16 protein-coding genes and 1 pseudogene are annotated in these 16809 nt (G+C 71.1%); 6 read left to right on the top strand and 11 right to left on the bottom strand.

Annotated elements, in window-relative coordinates:
- Positions 1-54 precede the first annotated feature (54 nt).
- Both ACTWOL_RS08735 and ACTWOL_RS08740 read left to right on the top strand, forming a co-directional pair.
- Entirely contained in the window at positions 55-579 is a 525-nt protein-coding gene (locus tag ACTWOL_RS08735; protein WP_474296018.1) for a SigE family RNA polymerase sigma factor, read from the top strand.
- On the top strand, positions 576-1244 hold the full coding sequence (locus ACTWOL_RS08740) for a hypothetical protein (protein WP_474296019.1): 669 nt from the start codon (positions 576-578) through the stop codon (positions 1242-1244). Before ACTWOL_RS08735 ends, ACTWOL_RS08740 begins: the two co-directional genes overlap by 4 nt.
- Positions 1245-1274: 30 nt before the next feature.
- Here the strand turns inward: ACTWOL_RS08740 and ACTWOL_RS08745 are convergent, their stop codons facing one another.
- Entirely contained in the window at positions 1275-1940 is a 666-nt protein-coding gene (locus ACTWOL_RS08745; protein WP_474301121.1) for a nucleoside/nucleotide kinase family protein, read from the bottom strand.
- Positions 1941-2052: 112 nt separating this feature from the next.
- A complete protein-coding gene (locus tag ACTWOL_RS08750) occupies positions 2053-2718 on the bottom strand; it encodes a winged helix-turn-helix transcriptional regulator (protein WP_474296020.1) in 666 nt (221 codons plus the stop codon).
- Positions 2719-2801: 83 nt separating this feature from the next.
- Here ACTWOL_RS08750 and ACTWOL_RS08755 point away from each other — a divergent pair, with 83 nt between their 5' ends.
- Complete coding sequence (locus tag ACTWOL_RS08755) at positions 2802-4013, top strand: pyridoxal phosphate-dependent aminotransferase (RefSeq protein WP_474296021.1); 1212 nt, start codon at positions 2802-2804, stop codon at positions 4011-4013.
- Positions 4014-4479: 466 nt separating this feature from the next.
- On the opposite strand, the gene ACTWOL_RS08760 is transcribed toward ACTWOL_RS08755, so the two are convergent.
- Complete coding sequence (locus ACTWOL_RS08760) at positions 4480-5214, bottom strand: DUF7873 family protein (RefSeq protein WP_474296022.1); 735 nt, start codon at positions 5212-5214, stop codon at positions 4480-4482.
- A gap of 92 nt (positions 5215-5306) precedes the next feature.
- Between ACTWOL_RS08760 and ACTWOL_RS08765 the strand changes: the two genes are divergently transcribed.
- Positions 5307-5990: a DUF2293 domain-containing protein gene (locus tag ACTWOL_RS08765; RefSeq protein WP_474296023.1), complete on the top strand. Its 684-nt coding sequence runs from the start codon at positions 5307-5309 to the stop codon at positions 5988-5990.
- 136 nt (positions 5991-6126) lie between these two features.
- On the opposite strand, the gene ACTWOL_RS08770 is transcribed toward ACTWOL_RS08765, so the two are convergent.
- The 4 genes and pseudogenes from ACTWOL_RS08770 to ACTWOL_RS08785 form a co-directional block, all read right to left on the bottom strand.
- Entirely contained in the window at positions 6127-6855 is a 729-nt protein-coding gene (locus ACTWOL_RS08770; protein ID WP_474296024.1) for a chaplin, read from the bottom strand.
- 175 nt (positions 6856-7030) lie between these two features.
- On the bottom strand, positions 7031-8353 hold the full coding sequence (locus tag ACTWOL_RS08775) for an SWIM zinc finger family protein (RefSeq protein WP_474296025.1): 1323 nt from the start codon (positions 8351-8353) through the stop codon (positions 7031-7033).
- Between the two features lie 37 nt (positions 8354-8390).
- The gene (locus ACTWOL_RS08780; RefSeq protein WP_474296026.1) at positions 8391-11276 is read right to left on the bottom strand and encodes a DEAD/DEAH box helicase; all 2886 of its coding nucleotides are present in this window, start codon (positions 11274-11276) and stop codon (positions 8391-8393) included.
- A 462-nt stretch (positions 11277-11738) separates the two neighbouring features.
- Positions 11739-12551, bottom strand: a pseudogene (locus tag ACTWOL_RS08785) (slipin family protein); the annotation flags it as partial.
- 173 nt (positions 12552-12724) lie between these two features.
- Between ACTWOL_RS08785 and ACTWOL_RS08790 the strand changes: the two are divergent.
- Positions 12725-13060, top strand: coding sequence for a hypothetical protein (locus ACTWOL_RS08790; RefSeq protein ID WP_474296027.1), 336 nt, complete (start codon positions 12725-12727; stop codon positions 13058-13060).
- A 135-nt stretch (positions 13061-13195) separates the two neighbouring features.
- On the opposite strand, the gene ACTWOL_RS08795 is transcribed toward ACTWOL_RS08790, so the two are convergent.
- Positions 13196-13654 carry a DoxX family protein gene (locus ACTWOL_RS08795; protein ID WP_474296028.1) on the bottom strand — a complete coding sequence of 153 codons (459 nt, stop codon included), beginning with the start codon at positions 13652-13654 and terminating at the stop codon, positions 13196-13198.
- Between the two features lie 223 nt (positions 13655-13877).
- Here ACTWOL_RS08795 and ACTWOL_RS08800 point away from each other — a divergent pair, with 223 nt between their 5' ends.
- Positions 13878-14153, top strand: coding sequence for a DUF6343 family protein (locus ACTWOL_RS08800; RefSeq protein WP_474296029.1), 276 nt, complete (start codon positions 13878-13880; stop codon positions 14151-14153).
- Between the two features lie 39 nt (positions 14154-14192).
- On the opposite strand, the gene ACTWOL_RS08805 is transcribed toward ACTWOL_RS08800, so the two are convergent.
- From ACTWOL_RS08805 to ACTWOL_RS08815, 3 genes are all read right to left on the bottom strand, one after another.
- Positions 14193-14555, bottom strand: a complete 363-nt coding sequence (locus tag ACTWOL_RS08805; RefSeq protein WP_474296030.1) for a tetratricopeptide repeat protein — start codon at positions 14553-14555, stop codon at positions 14193-14195.
- A 211-nt stretch (positions 14556-14766) separates the two neighbouring features.
- Entirely contained in the window at positions 14767-15366 is a 600-nt protein-coding gene (coaE, locus tag ACTWOL_RS08810; RefSeq protein ID WP_474296031.1) for a dephospho-CoA kinase, read from the bottom strand.
- A gap of 350 nt (positions 15367-15716) precedes the next feature.
- Positions 15717-16655, bottom strand: coding sequence for a PAC2 family protein (locus ACTWOL_RS08815; RefSeq protein ID WP_474296032.1), 939 nt, complete (start codon positions 16653-16655; stop codon positions 15717-15719).
- Positions 16656-16809 lie beyond the last annotated feature (154 nt).

Raw genomic sequence — 16809 nt, forward strand, 5'->3', positions numbered from 1 at the left:
GGCCCCACCAGATGCCGACGCGCCCTCACCCATGACGTTGAGGAACGACCAATTGTGACGGACGAGAGTCAAGCCGAGTTCGCCGAGTTCGCCACGGCTGCCTGGCCTCGTTTGGTACGCACCGCGCACATGCTCACCGGCGACTTCCACGAGGCCGAGGACTTGGTGCAGACCACGCTGGCCAAGGTGTACGCCCGCTGGCGGCGTATCCCCCGCGACGAGGTCCATACCTACGTCCGCCGCGCTCTGGTCAACAACAACCTCAGCCGGATCCGCAAGAAGCGTGTGGCTCATCTGCTCATGCCGTTCCTCCCGGAGACGGTGCACAGCGCGCACGACGGACATGCTGAGATCACCGAGCGCCGCACGGCTCTCGCCCAGGCACTGGCGGCGTTGCCGACTCGCCAGAGGACCGTGATGGTGCTGCGCTACTTCGAGGACCTGAGCGACCAGGAGATCGCCACGGTGCTGAACTGCTCACTGGGCACGATCAAGACCCATGCCCGGCGGGGCCTCGCTGCCCTGCGCAGCCACCCTGCCCTCGCTTCCGACGACTTCCATTCCGGAGCCCACCGATGAGTTCCCACGCCGACAGCGAGCGGCTGCATCAACTGTTCACGGATGCCGCCTACGACATCACCCCCTCCCCGGTGCCTCTGGCCGCCATCGAGAAGGCAGGCCGCACCCGGCGGCGACGTCACACCACGGCACTGGCCGCCGCCTGCGGGCTGCTGCTGATCCCGCTGGCCGTCACCGTCGTCCACACCGCCACACCTACATCCCAGACCGTTGGGCAGCCGGCCGCTACGCCGTCCTCGGTGCGGGTGGTGGCGCCGGGCGAGCGGGTGCAGGCCGCGCCGAAGGTGCAGCTGTGGCTGACCAAGGACGGCAAGCACTGGTCCACCCCGGACAGGGCCAACCAGTTCCGCAGCGTCGTCGACGGCAACCCGGACATGAGCCGGCCCGTCGTGAGCCTGCAGCCCGAGCTGGTCGAAGGGCGCTACTTCCTGTCCGGCGTCTACCGCGGCAAGGGCGATGCGGCCGGCGTGAAGGTAGTCACCGACAAGGGCACGGTGACCGGCCGTCTGGTCCACCTGGCCGGCCAGCCCGGCTGGGGCGCCTGGTACGCCACCAGCCCGCTGCCCACGGGGGTCATACCCAAGAACGTCGAGGACAGCTTCGTCCACAGCGTCACCGTCCAGGACACCGCAGGCCAAACCATCGCCACCCTCACCCTGCCCTGACTGAAAAGCCCGCCTCTTCCAGGCATCGTCTTAGGACCCTTCGCCGGGCCGCCAGGGGTCGTTCCATGCCGGGTGGCGGGGGTCGTCGCCGCGGACGACGACCTCCGCCGCCTCGGCCGGGGCCACTTCGCGTGCGTACCGTTCGAAGGCGGGCAGCGTCCAGCGCTCCGCCTCCTCCGTGCGGCGGCGCAGTGCGCCCGGCGAGAGCAGCAGATGCACGGTCAGGTCGAACGGGAACCAGTGCCCGAGCAGCAGCGGGCCGTGCAGCACCAGCACTCCGCCGGGCGGGAGTTCGCGGTACGGGCTGCGTGTGGCGCGGTCGGCGACCGGGTCCCAGAGGTCGGGCAGCAGCTGCCCCGACCCACCGGGCTCCAGCGGCCCGAAGACCTCGCGCCAGAGCGCACCCGTGTCGAACCAGTCGTCGTAGTACGCGTCGGGGTCCTCGCGGCCGTGCTCGTAGCGCAGCGAAGCGGGCCGCAGAAACCCCGCGGTCGCGACCACCTGGACCGAACGCCCGCGCAGTCGCAGCGCCTCCGCGAGCGCGGCGGACACGGCGGCGGTTCCGGCGGCCGGGGCGCCGTCCACGGCGACGCGGAGCCAGCGGCTGCCGTCGGTGGCCGTGGTCCGTACGACCCGCTCGGCGAGGGCCTCGGTCAGCCGTTCCCAGGTGATCGGTTCCAGTCGCACGGCTCCCATCATGCCGGGGCCCGCGACGGCGTTCGGTGGCGGTCCCGCCGACGTGGGGGGGCACGTCCCAAGAGCACGGCACCGTCGTCGCCTCCGCCCCGGCGCGGACATGGACGCGTACTCAGTACGGCAAAGGCCCTCGATCCGAGAGACGCTTCACACGGATACGACCGTCCCGTACCCCCTCCGCCACGCTCAGCGTCCCACGGCTGACCTCCAGGCACGTCTGCGCGTCCAGTTCGAGCCGCGCCTGCGCCGTTCCGCCTTGCGGCGCCCCCTCGCCGTACACCGTCCCATGGGCGCCCTCACCGACCAGTACGTGGAACTCCCCCTCGTCGAGGCGGACTTCCACGATCCCCTGCCAGCCCTCCCGCTCGAGGCTCCGTCGCAGCGGCAGGGCGAACCAGTGGGCCCGTACCGCGTCCGTGGGGCGTCGCTCGCCCAGTTCCGGGGCGCCCCACTCGGCCAGGGCCGTGAGCACGGGCAGCAAGGCGCGCCCGCGGTCCGTCAGTTCGTAGACGAAGGCGGAGACGGGAGCCGGGAGCCGGCGCCGGGTGGTGAGGCCGTCGTGCTCCATGCCCTTGAGACGCGAGGCCAGGACGTCCGTGCTCACACCGGGAAGATCCGCGTGCAGATCGGTGTAGCGGCGCGGCCCCGCCAGCAGCTCCCTGACGATCAGCAGGGTCCAGCGGTCACCGGCGGCATCGAGGGCACGGGCTGCGGCGCAGTACTGGTCGTAGCTTCGGCGGCGTGCCGCGCGCGGCGCGGTGGACGGGCGTGAGGGCATGCGGGGCAGTCTAGACCGGGCGTTGGACTTTCCAAGCGGTCACTTGGTAAAACCAAGCAATACCGTTTCCGGGGAGGGCACGCATGGAGTTCCGGCAGTCGAGCAAGCTCAGCGAGGTCTGCTACGAGATCCGCGGTCCGGTGATCGAGCACGCGAACGCGCTGGAGGAGGCGGGCCACAGCGTCCTGCGCCTGAACACGGGCAATCCGGCGCTCTTCGGCTTCGAGGCCCCGGAGGAGATCCTCCAGGACATGATCCGGATGCTGCCCCGGGCGCACGGCTACACCGACTCCCGGGGGATCCTCTCCGCACGCCGCGCCGTTGCCCAGCGCTACCAGTCCCTCGGGCTCGCGGAGGTCGGCGTCGACGACGTCTTCCTCGGCAACGGAGTGTCCGAACTGGTCTCCATGGCCGTCCAGGCCCTGCTGGAGGACGGCGACGAGATCCTCATCCCCGCTCCCGACTTCCCGCTGTGGACCGCCGTCACCACGCTCTCCGGCGGGCGGCCCGTCCACTATCTGTGCGACGAGTCGGCGGACTGGTACCCGGACCTCGACGACATGGCATCGAAGATCACCGACCGGACCAGAGCCGTGGTGATCATCAACCCCAACAACCCCACCGGCGCCGTGTATCCGCGCGAGATCATCGAGGGCATCCTCGATCTGGCGCGCCGCCACCACCTGATGGTGTTCGCCGACGAGATCTACGACCAGATCGTGTACGACGACGCCGTCCACCACAGTGCGGCGGCCCTCGCCCCGGATCTGGTCGTCCTCACCTTCAGCGGGTTGTCGAAGACCTACCGGGTGGCCGGCTTCCGTTCCGGCTGGCTGGTCGTAACCGGCCCCCGGCAGCACGCCCGCAGCTATCTGGAGGGGCTCACGATGCTCGCCTCCATGCGACTGTGCCCCAACGCCCCCGCACAGTACGCCATCCAGGCAGCCCTCGGGGGGCGTCAGTCCATCCATGAGCTCACCGCGCCCGGCGGGAGGCTGCGCGAGCAGCGCGACCGTGCCTGGGAGCGGCTCAACGAGATCCCCGGGGTCTCGTGTGTGAAGCCGAAGGGCGCGCTGTACGCGTTCCCGCGGCTCGACCCCGCCGTACACGCGATCCACGACGACGAGAAGTTCGTACTGGACCTGTTGCTGCGCGAGAAGATCCAGGTCGTACAGGGGACGGGCTTCAACTGGCCGCGTCCTGACCACTTCCGGATCCTGACGCTCCCCCACGCCGACGACCTGGACGCGGCGATCAGCCGGATCGGCCGCTTCCTCGGCGGATACCGCCAGTGAGCACCGGGGAGGCAGGCGAGACGAAGCGGCAGGGCGAAGCGGGTGAAAACGGAGCGGGTCCGGGGGCGTAGCCTGCCCCCGGACCCTGTTGATGCCGCTCACATCACACGCCGGCACGCTTGAGGACCCGGGTCAGTCTCATTGCGTCGCGTCCTGCCTTTGGACCACCGCCGATCGAGCTCGGCGGACCAGATTCGAACTGGCATTTCGACGCACCAGGGCCCGGGCCCGGTCGATCCGGCGATGAGCGGCGAATGCTGAGTCTGGAGCGAGAGTCTGAGATTGATCGCGGTCTGCCTCTGCCGAGTTGGGCTACCCCGGCCCGTAAGGAAGTGCCGGGGGGAGGACTCGAACCTCCACTGGAACCGCTTCGTCACGACAAGCTTCAGCTTCAGCTTTGCGCTCCTCGCGCACCCCGCCCGCGGTGATGCGGACGGGGAGTCTGTGTGGTCGTAGCCTCCGGAGTCTACTGACCGAAGAGGTAGCCGAAGACGGCGTCCCCGACGCGCTGGTCGGTGACCTCCGCGCCGTTGGCCTCCTCGCGGGCGAACTTCACGGCCTGCTGCAGCTTCTCCACCCGGTCCAGCAGTTCGTTCACCCGGCGGGCGGGCAGCGCTCCGGAGAACTTGACCGTCGTCCAGTAACCGACGGGTATGTCCTCGTAGTACACCTCGACCTGCGCCGGGTGCTTCTCGGTGGCCTCCGCCTTCACATGGTTGCGGGGCACCTTCTTGGTGCGGACCGTCTTGACGGGTTCGGTCTTCCAGGAGTCCGTGGACGGGTCCTGGGACCAGGACTCGGCCGCGTCGAGCACCGGGAGCTTGCGCACGAAGGTGTTGATGTCCGTCAGCTGCTTCTCCAGGAAGAGGAGATAGGAGACGGGTGCGTCGGCGACCAGCACCCGGCCGTCGACGGTGATGTCGGCACGGGCCGTGCAGTTCGCCCAGTCCTTGGTGGCGGTCACATCGAACAGCCGGGTCAGGGTCTTCGCGGTGTCGCCCAACACGTCCTCGGCCTTGATCTGCACCAGCGTGGACTCGGGCGGAAGCTGCTCGCCCTCCTCGTCCTTCGGCTGGTACGTCCTGGAGATACCGGCCAGCAACGCGGGCTTCTGGAGGCCGTGATGGGCTGCCGTGAGGTCCTGGTGCGCCTTGGACTTGACGCCTTTCTCCACTGCGATGATCTGATTGAGTTTCGCCACACGGGGAACTTAGCAGTCCCCAAGTGCCGTCATCGAACGATTAACGGGGCGATGTCGGGGATGTGGCCGCCGCACGGGAGGGGTTGGGCCCGGTGGATCCTCTGGTGGTCGTGGAGCCGCTGAAGCAGCGCCGTTGCGCCGAGTGCCATCGCACTCCTCTGGAGCGGATGGTGCTGGAGTTCAACGCACCGCGCTGTCTGGACTGCGCGGACCTGGGGCATCTGGTCTTCCTGCCCCGTGGGAACGCGGCCCTCACCAGGCGGGCCCGTGAGGCGAGTTCGCTGTGGGCCGTCGTCGTGCGGCACAACAGACAGCGCACACGGTACGAGCGTCAGGGCCTGCTGGTGGAGGAGGCGGCGCTGGCCCGGGCCGAGGCGGCCTGTCTGGCCGACGCCGAGGCGAGGGCCCGGCGCCGGGAGCGCGATGCGGCGCGGCGTGCGGCGCAGGACGTGCGTTTCACGGCGACGCTCACCGCGGAGATCCTGCGGCTCTTCCCTTACTGCCCGCTGGACCGCGCGGGCGACGTCGCGACGCACACCTCGGAGCGCGGGAGCGGGCGGGTGGGCCGCACCGCCGCCGGGCGCGCCCTGGACGAAGGCGCGGTCACGACGGCGGTGCGTGCGTCCGTACGCCATCTGGACACGCCGTACGACGCCCTGCTCATGCGCGGCGTGCCTCGCGCAGAGGCACGCAGACGGGTGGCTCCGGCCATCGAGGCGGTACTGGCCCGGTGGCGCGGACCCGGGCGGGACGGGGCGGAGACGGCCGCAGGGTGACGGTCAGGCGGTGACGGCTTGGCGGCGACGGTCACGCGGTGGTGCGAACGCGCGCCCCGTCCCGCCGTGTTGTGTGGCCGCGTCACGTCGCGTACGCCGCACGAAACGGCACCGGCGCGTGGGGCGGTTCGCCGCGTCAGGCCGCGGGGCGGAAGCGGCGGTAGAGCACCGCGCCTCCGAGGATCAGGGCCGCGCCGGTCGGGACGGTGAAGGCGGCACCGGCCGCGGCACCCGTCCGGGCCAGCTGGGCCGGCCCCTGCTGTGGCTCGTGGTGAGCCGCCGCGACTTCCTCCATCCTCGGCCTGGACACCGGCTTCGGGGCGACCGGCGGATTTCCGGGGGCGTTCGACGACACATTGCCGACGGAGGCATTGCCGATACCGACGACATTGACGGAATTACCGGAGACATTCACCGGCACATCGACGGGAAGCTGGATCCCATTGCCGGAGAGCAGCCCCGGGGAACCGTTCACTTCACTGTCGGCCAGGGCTCCGCCGAAGCCGGCGTCTTTGGCGTTGTCGTTGTCGTTGTTGTCGTTGTCGTCACGGACGTTCACAGGACCGGTGCCTTGGGTGTCGCGGTGTGCGTTTCCGCGATTCCTTTCGTTGCCGGTCCGTCCGGTGCCGTCGTTCGTACAGCGGTTGCCGACGGCCGGGTTGAGCACGCCGATCACGTTGACGGTGTTACCGCACACGTTCACCGGGACGTGCACCGGGACCTGTACGGCGTTCCCGGAGATCAGGCCCGGCGACCCGGCCGCGCTTCCCTGCGCGCCCGAGTCGGCGTGCGCGGCCCCGGCAGCGGCGATCGCGCCGCCCGTGACCATCGCTGCGACGAGGCCTGTTCGGCAAATCTGCCTCATTGTTCCTGCCTTCCGGATAATGACCACGGGTAACTACCCGCACCGGAAATAACGCGATGGAGCCAATCGGGTTATGGCCGATCATCCTTTCACCCCATCGAGTGGGCGGATTATCGAACGGCACAGCGCCGCACGGGCGTTCCTCATCGGCGTCGTGGTCGCAATGGCCCGGCCTTCAGCGGCCGATCAGCGCGGTGAGCGCCCCGACGGGATCCGGGTCGGGCGTGCCGCGAGGCCACCAGTCGTCGCGGTCGGCGTCCGACTCGTAGCCGTACCACAAGCCGTCCCGGCCCAGGCGCAGTTGGAGTGTGCGCGTGGAGAGCCGGTTGCGCCGGGGGCGGAAGTCCGCACCGTCCGGGAATCCGGCGGCGATCAGAGCGGGGCGGGCCCGGTCGAACGGGCCGGCCGGAGGGTCCCATTCCTCCTCCAAGGCGGCGAGACCCGCGAGGCCGCCCTGGCGCCAGGCCGCGACGGCGCGGGCCAGATCGGTCGGGGTGCGGTCGGCGGCGCACGCCAGCGCGGTGTAGAGCGCACGAGTGGAGGCCGTCAGTCCGGAACCGGGCTGGGCGGCGGCCAGCCGGACCGCGTCCTGCCAGGGAGTGAGGTCCGCGAGCGGGTCCCGACCGGACTGCAGGGTGGCGTGGGCACGCCCCGCCGCCTCGGTGGCGAGCAGATCGAGGGCGAGCGGATCGGGAGCGCCGGGTGCCTGCGGATACACGGGCGGCCGCCCGGGATGTGCGGGTACGGGCAGGGGTGGAGGCAGCGCGGGACGGGTGCGGGCGGCGAGTACGCCAGCGGCGGGAACCGACGCCAAGGCCGGCTGCGGTGACTGCGCCGCCGCCGCGCTCCCCTGCGCCGCCGATCGCTGAGCGGCAGCCCGCTCCGCCGCCGAGCGCGCCGCGTTGCGCCGGGTGAGCTCCGCGAGGACCTCCTGTTCGCCCCGCCCCCGCATCAGGAACAGCACGAACGGATCCTCGTCGAGGATCCTGGCCGTCTGGTAGCAGAGTGCTGCGGCGTGCTTGCAGGGGAGGCCGTCGTCGGGGCAGGAGCAGTCGGGGATGAGATCGCCGGGGGCGGGCAGCAGCTCGGCGGCGTCCGCCAGGGCATGCGGCACGTCCTTGTCGAGCAGTGCGGCGATGTGGTCGGGGCGTGCCGCGGCGGTCTCCAGGAGCCGCTCCCAGTCGTCGTCGCCGAGAGTGCGCAGCCGGATGTCCGTGCGGTAGGGACGCGGGCGTGATCCGTGAACGTAGGCGGTCACCCGGCCGGGCGTCACCGTGATCGCGTCGACCAGGCCCCGCCTTGCGTAGACCCGGCCGCGGGCGAGCCGGGCCGGATCCAGTGCGGTGTCCTCCAGTGCGTTCACCCATGCGTTGCCCCACCAGGAGGCGGCGAGGGTCTGGTCACCGCCGCGCGGGGCGAGAGCCGGGAACGTGCGTCTGCGGTCGTCCGGCCGGCGCGGAGCGTCCCTGCGCGAGGCACCGGGGCGGCGGGCGATCATGCCGTGCTCCCGATGACGCATCCCCCGGACGCGACGCTCATGACGGCCTCCGCAGTGAGACGAGATCGGCCAGCTCCCGGTCGGTGAGTTCGGTCAGCGCCGCTTCGCCGGACCCGAGGACGGCGTCCGCCAGCGCCCGCTTGGAGAGCAGCATGTCGGCGATCCGGTCCTCCACGGTGCCCTCGGCGATCAGCCGGTGGACCTGCACCGGCTGGGTCTGGCCGATGCGGTAGGCCCGGTCGGTGGCCTGGTCCTCCACCGCCGGATTCCACCAGCGGTCGTAGTGGACGACATGGCCGGCCCTGGTCAGGTTCAGCCCGGTGCCCGCGGCCTTGAGGGAGAGGATGAACACCGGGACCTCGCCCGACTGGAAACGGTCCACCATGTGCTCGCGCTCGGGCACCGGTGTGGAGCCGTGGAGCAGCTGGGACGCGATCCCCCGGGCGGCGAGGTGTCCGGAGATGAGCCGGGCCATCGACACGTACTGGGTGAAGACGAGCACCGCCCCGTCCTCCGCCAGGATCGTGTCGAGCAGCTCGTCGAGCAGGGCGAGTTTCCCGGAGCGGGCGGCGAGCCGGGCGCCGTCCTCCTTCAGATACTGCGCCGGGTGGTTGCAGATCTGCTTCAACGAGGTCAGCAGCTTCATGATCAGGCCGCGGCGCGTGATCCCCTCGGCGCTCTCGATCGCGGCCATGGTCTCGCGCACGACCGCCTCGTACAGCGAGGCCTGTTCCCGGGTGAGCGGCACGGGATGGTCGGACTCCGTCTTGGGCGGCAGCTCCGGCACGATGCCGGGGTCGGACTTCCGGCGGCGCAGCAGGAAGGGCCTGACCAGACGGGCGAGCCGCTCCACGGCCTGCTCGTTGTCGACGTGTTCGTGATTCTCGACGGCCCGGGCGTGACGGGCGCGGAAGGCCTTGAGCGGCCCGAGCAGTCCGGGCGTGGTCCAGTCGAGCAGCGCCCAGAGCTCGGACAGGTTGTTCTCGACGGGGGTGCCGGTGAGGGCGATCCGTGCCGGGGCGGGGATCGTGCGCAGTGCCTTGGCTGTCGCCGAGAACGGGTTCTTGATGTGCTGTGCCTCGTCGGCGACGACCATGCCCCATCGCTCGGCCGCCAGTGCGGCAGCGCTGGTGCGCATCGTGCCGTAGGTGGTCAGGACGAAGCCGGGGCTGTCACCGACCGTGCCGGTGCCGTCCAGACTGCGCTCGGCGCCGTGATAGCGGATCACGGGCACGCCGGGCGCGAAGCGGGCGATCTCCCGCTGCCAGTTGCCGAGCAGGGACGCCGGGCACACGACGAGGGTCGGTGCCGTGCCGCCGAGCCGGCGCCCGGTGCCGGACCGCTCGGCGACAGCCGCCCGTTCCGCGGCACCGGCCCGCTCCGCCCGGTGCAGATGGAGGGCGATGACCGTGATCGTCTTGCCGAGGCCCATGTCGTCGGCGAGGCAGCCGCCGAGCCCGAGCGAGGTCATCAGGTCCAGCCAGGCGAGACCCCGCAGCTGGTAGTCACGCAGGGTGGCGTCGAGCCCCGCGGGCGCGGCGAGTGCGGCCGGGCCCTCGGTCAGCCGGTCACGCAGCGCGGCGAGCGTGCCTTCGGGGACGGCCTCGACGGTCTCGCCGTCGACCTCGGCGCTGCCGGTGAGCGCGACGGCCAGCGCGTCCACAGGCTCCAGGAGCCCCAACTCCCGCTTGCGCGCCTTGCGTACGAGATCGGGGTCGACCACGACCCATTGGTCGCGCAGACGCACGATGGGGCGGTGCGACTCGGCGAGTGCGTCCATCTCCCGGTCGGTCAGCGGGTCCCCGCCCAGTGCCAGCTGCCAGTGGAACGCGAGGAGCTGCTCGCTGTCGAAGAAGGGTGTGCCGTCGGTGGCGGACCCGGGCGCCGGTGACCGCACCACGGCCGTGGCGCTCAGGGTCCTCACGAGCTCCCTCGGCCAGTGCACGGCCACGCCCGCGGCACCGAGCCCGGTGGCCGCCACACCCAGCAGCTCGTACAGCTCGTCCTCGGTCAGCGCCAGGGCATCGGGCACCTCGCGCTCCAGGAGTCGCCCCAGCGGGTGCCACACCCTGGCGGCACGGCGCAGCGCCAGCACCGCGTCGACGCGGGCCCTCGGCCCGAAGTGGTCCTCGCCGTCTCCGGCCCACAGCCGCGCGGAGTCGAGGACCAGGGTCGGGTCGGCGAGGCTGTGCACCTGGACGAGGGCCGCGCCGGCCTGCCGCTGCGGCTCGTCCTCGTCGGCGTGGTCGAACAGCTCGTACGCCGACAGGTCGAGCCGCAGCGAGATCCGCACGCCCGCGTCCATCCCCGCGGCGGCCTCCGCCGCCCAGGCACGGGCGTCCGGCAGCCGCTGCGGGGCCAGGGCCGCGAACGGCCGTCCCACGGCGTGCTCGGCCGCGGGGGTGCGGGGCAGGATGTCGGCGACCGCGTCAAGGAAGGATCTGACCAGGGCCTCGGGCTCGGGCAGCCGCAGCGGGCGCAGTCCCGGCAGCGGGATGGCGTGGCCCTCGTAGGGCATCGCGGCGGCGATGGCCCGTAGATGGGCGATGTCGTCGGCGTCGAGCGGCCCGGCCCGCCAGGCGTCGTGGTCGTCGGTGGTCAGACCGGGCAGCAGCCGGCCACGCGCGACGAGCTGCAGCGCGTGCAGGGCGGCGGCTCCCCAGCAGGCGGTGGCCGGGTGGGTCGTCGCGTCGTGCCGGGCACGGGCGAGCAGCGGCAGGGCGGCGGCGACGGGCAGCAGCACCGCGGGGACCACGCGACGGCGCACACCGGTGCCATGCGGCCGGACGACCGTCAGCTCGGTGCACTCCCCCTCGGCACCGGGCGGCACCGCGGGCGGATCGCCGTCCGGGCTCCAGAAGGCGACGCGCCCTCCCCGCGGCAACGCGGCCGGCACGAACACCGCGGCACAGGTGTGCAGCATGCGCGGGGCACCTCCCCTCCCATGGCCGAGTCCCGGTGACTCCTTCGGACAACGACCATACGGGCGGGCTCTGACAATGCCCCTCGTGAGCCCCTGGGCATGCGCGGGACCGGGTGCGCCGAGGCGTCGGTACGGGCCCCCGGCCACGGTCGGGGGCCCGTACGGCAGCCCGCGCCGGCAACGGATACGGCCCCCTGACCGACGTCACAACGGCTCCACCGGTCACCCCGGCCCGTCGGCAGCCCGCTGCTCCTCCCGTCCACGTGCGTCGACCTCGTACTCCTGCTCGGGCGAGGACTCCTGCTGGGGCGAGGACTCCTGCGGCGTCGGCGGCACGGACGCGTCCGGCAGTGGCAGGTCCAGGCCGGTCAGCCCGTCCAGCCCCTTCAGCCCTTCAAGGGCCGGCGGCGCCTGGGGTTCCGCCGCGTCACCGGTCGTGGCCGGTTTCCGCGAGTCCACGGGCGCTGCGGCGGCAGTGGACTGCTCGGCGGACGGCGGGAGGGGCTGCCCGGCGGAACGTGTGCCGTGCTCGAGGAAGCGCAGCAGCTCGACGGGGATGGGGAGCACCAGCGTGGAGTTCTTCTCGGCGGCCACGGCCATCACCGTCTGCAGCAGTCGCAGCTGCAGGGCCGAGGGCGCGTCGGCCATCTGGTGGGCAGCCTCCGCCAGCTTCTTGGACGCCTGGAGTTCCGCATCCGCGTTGATGACCCTGGCCCGGCGCTCCCGGTCCGCCTCGGCCTGCCGTGCCATCGAGCGCTTCATCGTCTCGGGCAGCGAGACGTCCTTGATCTCCACCCGGTCGACGCTCACACCCCAGCCGAGCGCCGGGCTGTCGATCATCAGTTCCAGGCCCTGATTGAGCTTCTCCCGGTTGGACAGCAGATCGTCCAGCTCGCTCTTGCCGATGATCGAGCGCAGAGAGGTCTGCGCCATCTGGGAGACCGCGAAACGGTAGTCCTCGACGCTGACCACCGCGTCGGCCGCGTCCACCACCTTGAAGTACACGACGGCGTCCACCCTGACCGTGACGTTGTCCCTGGTGATGCCCTCCTGGGCGGGCACCGGCATGGTCACGATCTGCATGTTCACTTTGCGCATGCGGTCGACCACCGGAATGATCATGGTGAATCCCGGTTCGCGGACGCGGGCACGCAGCCGTCCGAGACGGAACACCACGCCCCGCTCGTACTGCTTGATGACCCTGGCCGCGGCCAGGCTGTAGACCACCAGAGCGGACCCGGCCGCCACGCCCAGCGTCACCAGCTCTTCGACCATCACGGCACCCCCTGCCGTCCATGTCGGTCCTCGACTCAACGGTATTCCTGTCGTGACCACCGGTCGAGCGTCCGGATCCCCTGTGCGGCCGCCTATGGCGTGCCTCCTCGGCGGATGTCCGGCAACGTGGTGATCACGATCCGGATCCCACAGACGACAGACGAGGACCAGCCATGCCGCACCTCCGGCGTCCCGGCATCGCCGCCGGGACACTGCTTCTGACCCTCGCCGTCGCGGGCTGCTCCGGTCTCGGCCGGACCGCGGTGGGCACCGTCATCTACGAGACCGAGGACAAACGCGTCGTCAAGGTGTCCAACCCCCGGGTCACCGGCTGCTTCCCGTTCATCCCGAAGGGGGCGCACCGGGTCGAGAACGCCACGCTGGTCGACATCTTCCTGTACCGGCAGCCGGACTGTAAGGGCAGCGAGTCCGGCTACATCGGCACGACGCTCTTCGACAACATCGCTCCCGGCACGACGCCCTGGCTCAGCTACAGCTTCGTGCACTGAGGTACGGACGTGACCCGGCGGGACGACCTGCACGCCCGCCTCGCCCCTCGACGATCTGACCGTCGACGAGTGGGATGAACGAGATGGCCGTCCGGCCGACCGCCCAGAGCTGGCTGCGGGCCCTGTGCCGGGCTTTCAGAAGCGCGCCCTGACCGCGGCCGTCAGCTCGGCGGTGCTGCCGCGGCGGTTCCAGGCGATGATCGAGAGCAGGATCGCCAGAACCACCGGAGTGAACGCGTACTTCCCGTCGAACACGGTCAGCTGGGTGATGAAGGCACCGGCCATCAGCCCGATCAGGGCCAGGGCGGAGGCACCGGCCAGCATCGGAACCACCAGCGCCACGGCACCGGCGAGCTCCAGGACTCCGACCAGGTACATCAACCAGTCGCCGAAGCCGATCTCATCGAACGTCGAAGCGGCCGAAGCGTGTCCGATGAGCTTGGGCAGTGCGCTCGCGACGGCGAAGAACAGCGCCAGTGCGATCTGCAGCGCCAGGACGGCGCGGTGCGACCGGCGGCTCAGCGGCCTGAAGTCCCCGCCTCGGCTGGGCTCGGTGGTAGCCGCGGCGCTGGAGGCCGGGTTGGTTGCGGACATCGTGGTCTCCTCCGTCGGAGCGCGGGCGTCGCCGGCGCATTCACGGATTCAGACCCCACGCGGGCACGGAACTCATCGCTGTCCGCTCGGGGGATTTCCGGGCACGTAAGCGCCGTCGCCCGTCGGACGGGATCGCCCGGCGGGGTCCCCCGTCCCGCTTCGAAGGCCCTCGGCATATCCGGCGGAATCCGGGTGAGATGCTGGAGTGGAGAAGGCGATGGCCATGCGCACTGGGAGTGAGCCCGCAACCGCGCGCAGTGCGCTGCGGATGCGATTCTGGCTGAGTGTATGGGGCCTGCTGTGGGCAATCGCGGGCACGGCCCTCTTCGCGCTGACCGCCCGGCCGGGCTGGGCGATCGCGTGCGCGGTCCTGGTCGTGATCATTTCGGCGGATCTCATGATGGTGGTGCACCGGCTCCACCAGGGACCGCACTATCAGCCGGGTCCGGACATCCCGCCGTACGAACCCGACCGGGGCGACAACAGACCGCTGCGCTGACCGCCGGTCCCGGCCCGGCCGACCCCGGACGGCCGGGGGTCAGTTCTCGAAGCGGGCCGCCTCCAGGTACTCCGGCTTGGGGTCGAGCGCGGCGGCCAGCCGGAAGTGCTTCTGGGCCTGCTCGGGGCGGCCCGAGCGCTGGTAGGTGCGGGCGAGGGCGAAGTGGGCGAACGCATTGTCCGGCTCGCGCTCCAGCACAAGCTCGAACTCCAGCTCCGCCGGGCGTAGTTGGGCTGCCGCGAAGAAGGCGCGGGCACGCAGCAGCCGGGCCGCCGTGTTCTCGGGGTGGGCCGCGATCACCGAGTCCAGCAGCTTCACCGCACCACGTGGGTCCCGGGCCGCGAGCAGCTGCTCGGCTGCGCGGAAATCGATGACGTGAGTCTCCGGATTCGTCTCGGGCACGCTCGCATCCTTCCCCTTGTCCCGGCGATTCAACATCCCCCGGTGCACGGCTATTCCGGGGAAACGCAGGGTTCGCGAGACGGTACATCGCAAGGAAGTACGCCGACGGCTCGGAGCCCAGTGACAGCGAGTGCCAGGCGAACACAGTGCCGGGCGGACACGCGGAGCGGTCCCCGCAGCCCGTCGACGCGGCCCAAGGGCAGTCCAGCCCTTAGCCGGCCGCCCGCCGGGTCAGCACCGCCCACACCTCACGGACCTGCGGTTCCAGCGCCTCCAGCGGACCGTCGTTGTCGATGACCAGATCGGCGATGGTGCGCCGCTCCTCACGGGTGGCCTGCGCGGCCATACGCGCCCGGGCGTCGGACTCGGCCATCCCGCGCAGGCGCACCAGCCGGTCCAGCTGGGTTTCCTCGCTCGCGTCCACCACCACGACCAGGTCGTACAGCGGAGCGAGGTGGTTCTCGGCGAGCAGTGGTACGTCGTGGATCACCACCGCGTCGGGGCCTGCCGCCGCTTCGAGTTCGGCGGACCGTGCCCCGACGAGGGGGTGCACGATCGCGTTGAGCTCGGCGCGGCGGGCGGCGTCCGCGAACACGAGGGAACCGAGCTTGGGACGGTCGAGTCCGCCGTCGGCGGTGAGGATCTCGGGGCCGAACGTCTCGACGATGGCCGCCAGCCCGGGCGTCCCGGGCTCCACGACCTCTCGCGCGATCCTGTCGGCGTCGATGAGGACCGCCCCGTACGACACGAGCAGTCGCGACACTTCGCTCTTGCCGGCGCCGATTCCGCCGGTCAGGCCCACCTTCAGCATGAGCGGAAGCTTAAGGGCTGTCCCGTAATCCCCAGCGGGCGCACTACGCCGGCCACGGCACTCCCCCAGCTACCGCTGGGAGACACCCCCACGCTGCACGTCGAATCGCCCGAATACACCCAGTATGGGAGGGTGACGCTCCGCCTTGTCGGCGCGGCTGGGTCCTGTCCGGGCGATCTTTGAGGACCAGCTCGCGGCGTCAGATGCGGTGCATCGCAAGGCGGTGGGGGTACCCCCGGCCGGAGGCTGGGGGAGATCGCCCTCGTACTGGGCGTACATGGGCGACTCCGCCAACGCAGCGAGGTACCGTAGCTGTCGTCGCGGGCCCGAGAAGATCGCCCGGACAGGACCTAGACGTCGCCCTCCCGCTCGGCCAGGAAGCGCTCGAACTCGCGGCCGATCTCGTCCGCGGACGGCAGGTCCACCGGTTCGGCCACCAGGCTTCCGCGCGTCTCGGCACCGGCCATCGCGTCGTACTGGTGCTCTAGCCCGCGCACCAGGGTTACGAGCTCCTCGTCGCCTTCGCCGATCTGCCGCTCGATCTCGGTCTGGGTGCGCTGGGCCTGGGCGCGCAGGGCATGGGCCACGCTCGGCAGGACCAGTCCCGTCGCGGCCGTGATCGCCTCGAGGGCGGTGAGTGCCGCGTCAGGGTAGGCGGAGCGGGCGACGTAGTGCGGTACGTGCGCGGCGACGCCGAGGACGTCGTGACCCCACTGCATCAGGCGGTACTCGACGAGCGCCTCCGCGCTGCCCGGCACCTGCGCTTCGTCGAAGGGGCTGCGGTGGCCCGGCATGAGGTCGGTGCGATTGCCGTGCGGGGTGATTCCCACGGGACGGGTGTGCGGGACGCCCATGGGGATGCCGTGGAAGTTCACGGAGAGGCGCACCCCGAGACGTTCGATGATCTGCCGGACCGCGGCGGCGAAGCGCTCCCACTCGACGTCGGGCTCGGGCCCCGAGAGCAGCAGGAACGGCGCGCCGGTGGCGTCCTGGACCAGGCGCACCTCAAGGGCGGGCGTCTCATAGCCCGTCCAGCGGTCGCGCCGGAAGTTCAGCAGCGGTCGGCGCGCACGGTAGTCGACGAGCCTGTCGTGGTCGAAGCGGGCCACCACCTGGTGCGGAAGCGACTCGAGCAGCGTGTCCACGATCTGCTCACCGGCCTCCCCCGCGTCGATGTAGCCGTCGAAGTGGTAGAGCATCACCAGCCCGGCCGACTCCTGTGCCAGCGCCATGTCGACGACGGCAAGGCCCTTCGGCTCCCACTCGTACAAACCCTGCGGATCAAGCACCGTTACCGCTCCTCTTCCGATTGCCCGTTACAACATCACGGAGGGAGCGGTCATTCCCGGGGGTACGCGCCCCGGGCGATTCGTCGCCGCGGCCGCACACAGGCCGAGGCCCGCCCCCACAAAGGGGACGGGCCTCGGTACTGCTGTTCAGCCG

This window comes from Micromonospora sp. IBHARD003 (genome assembly GCF_056106285.1).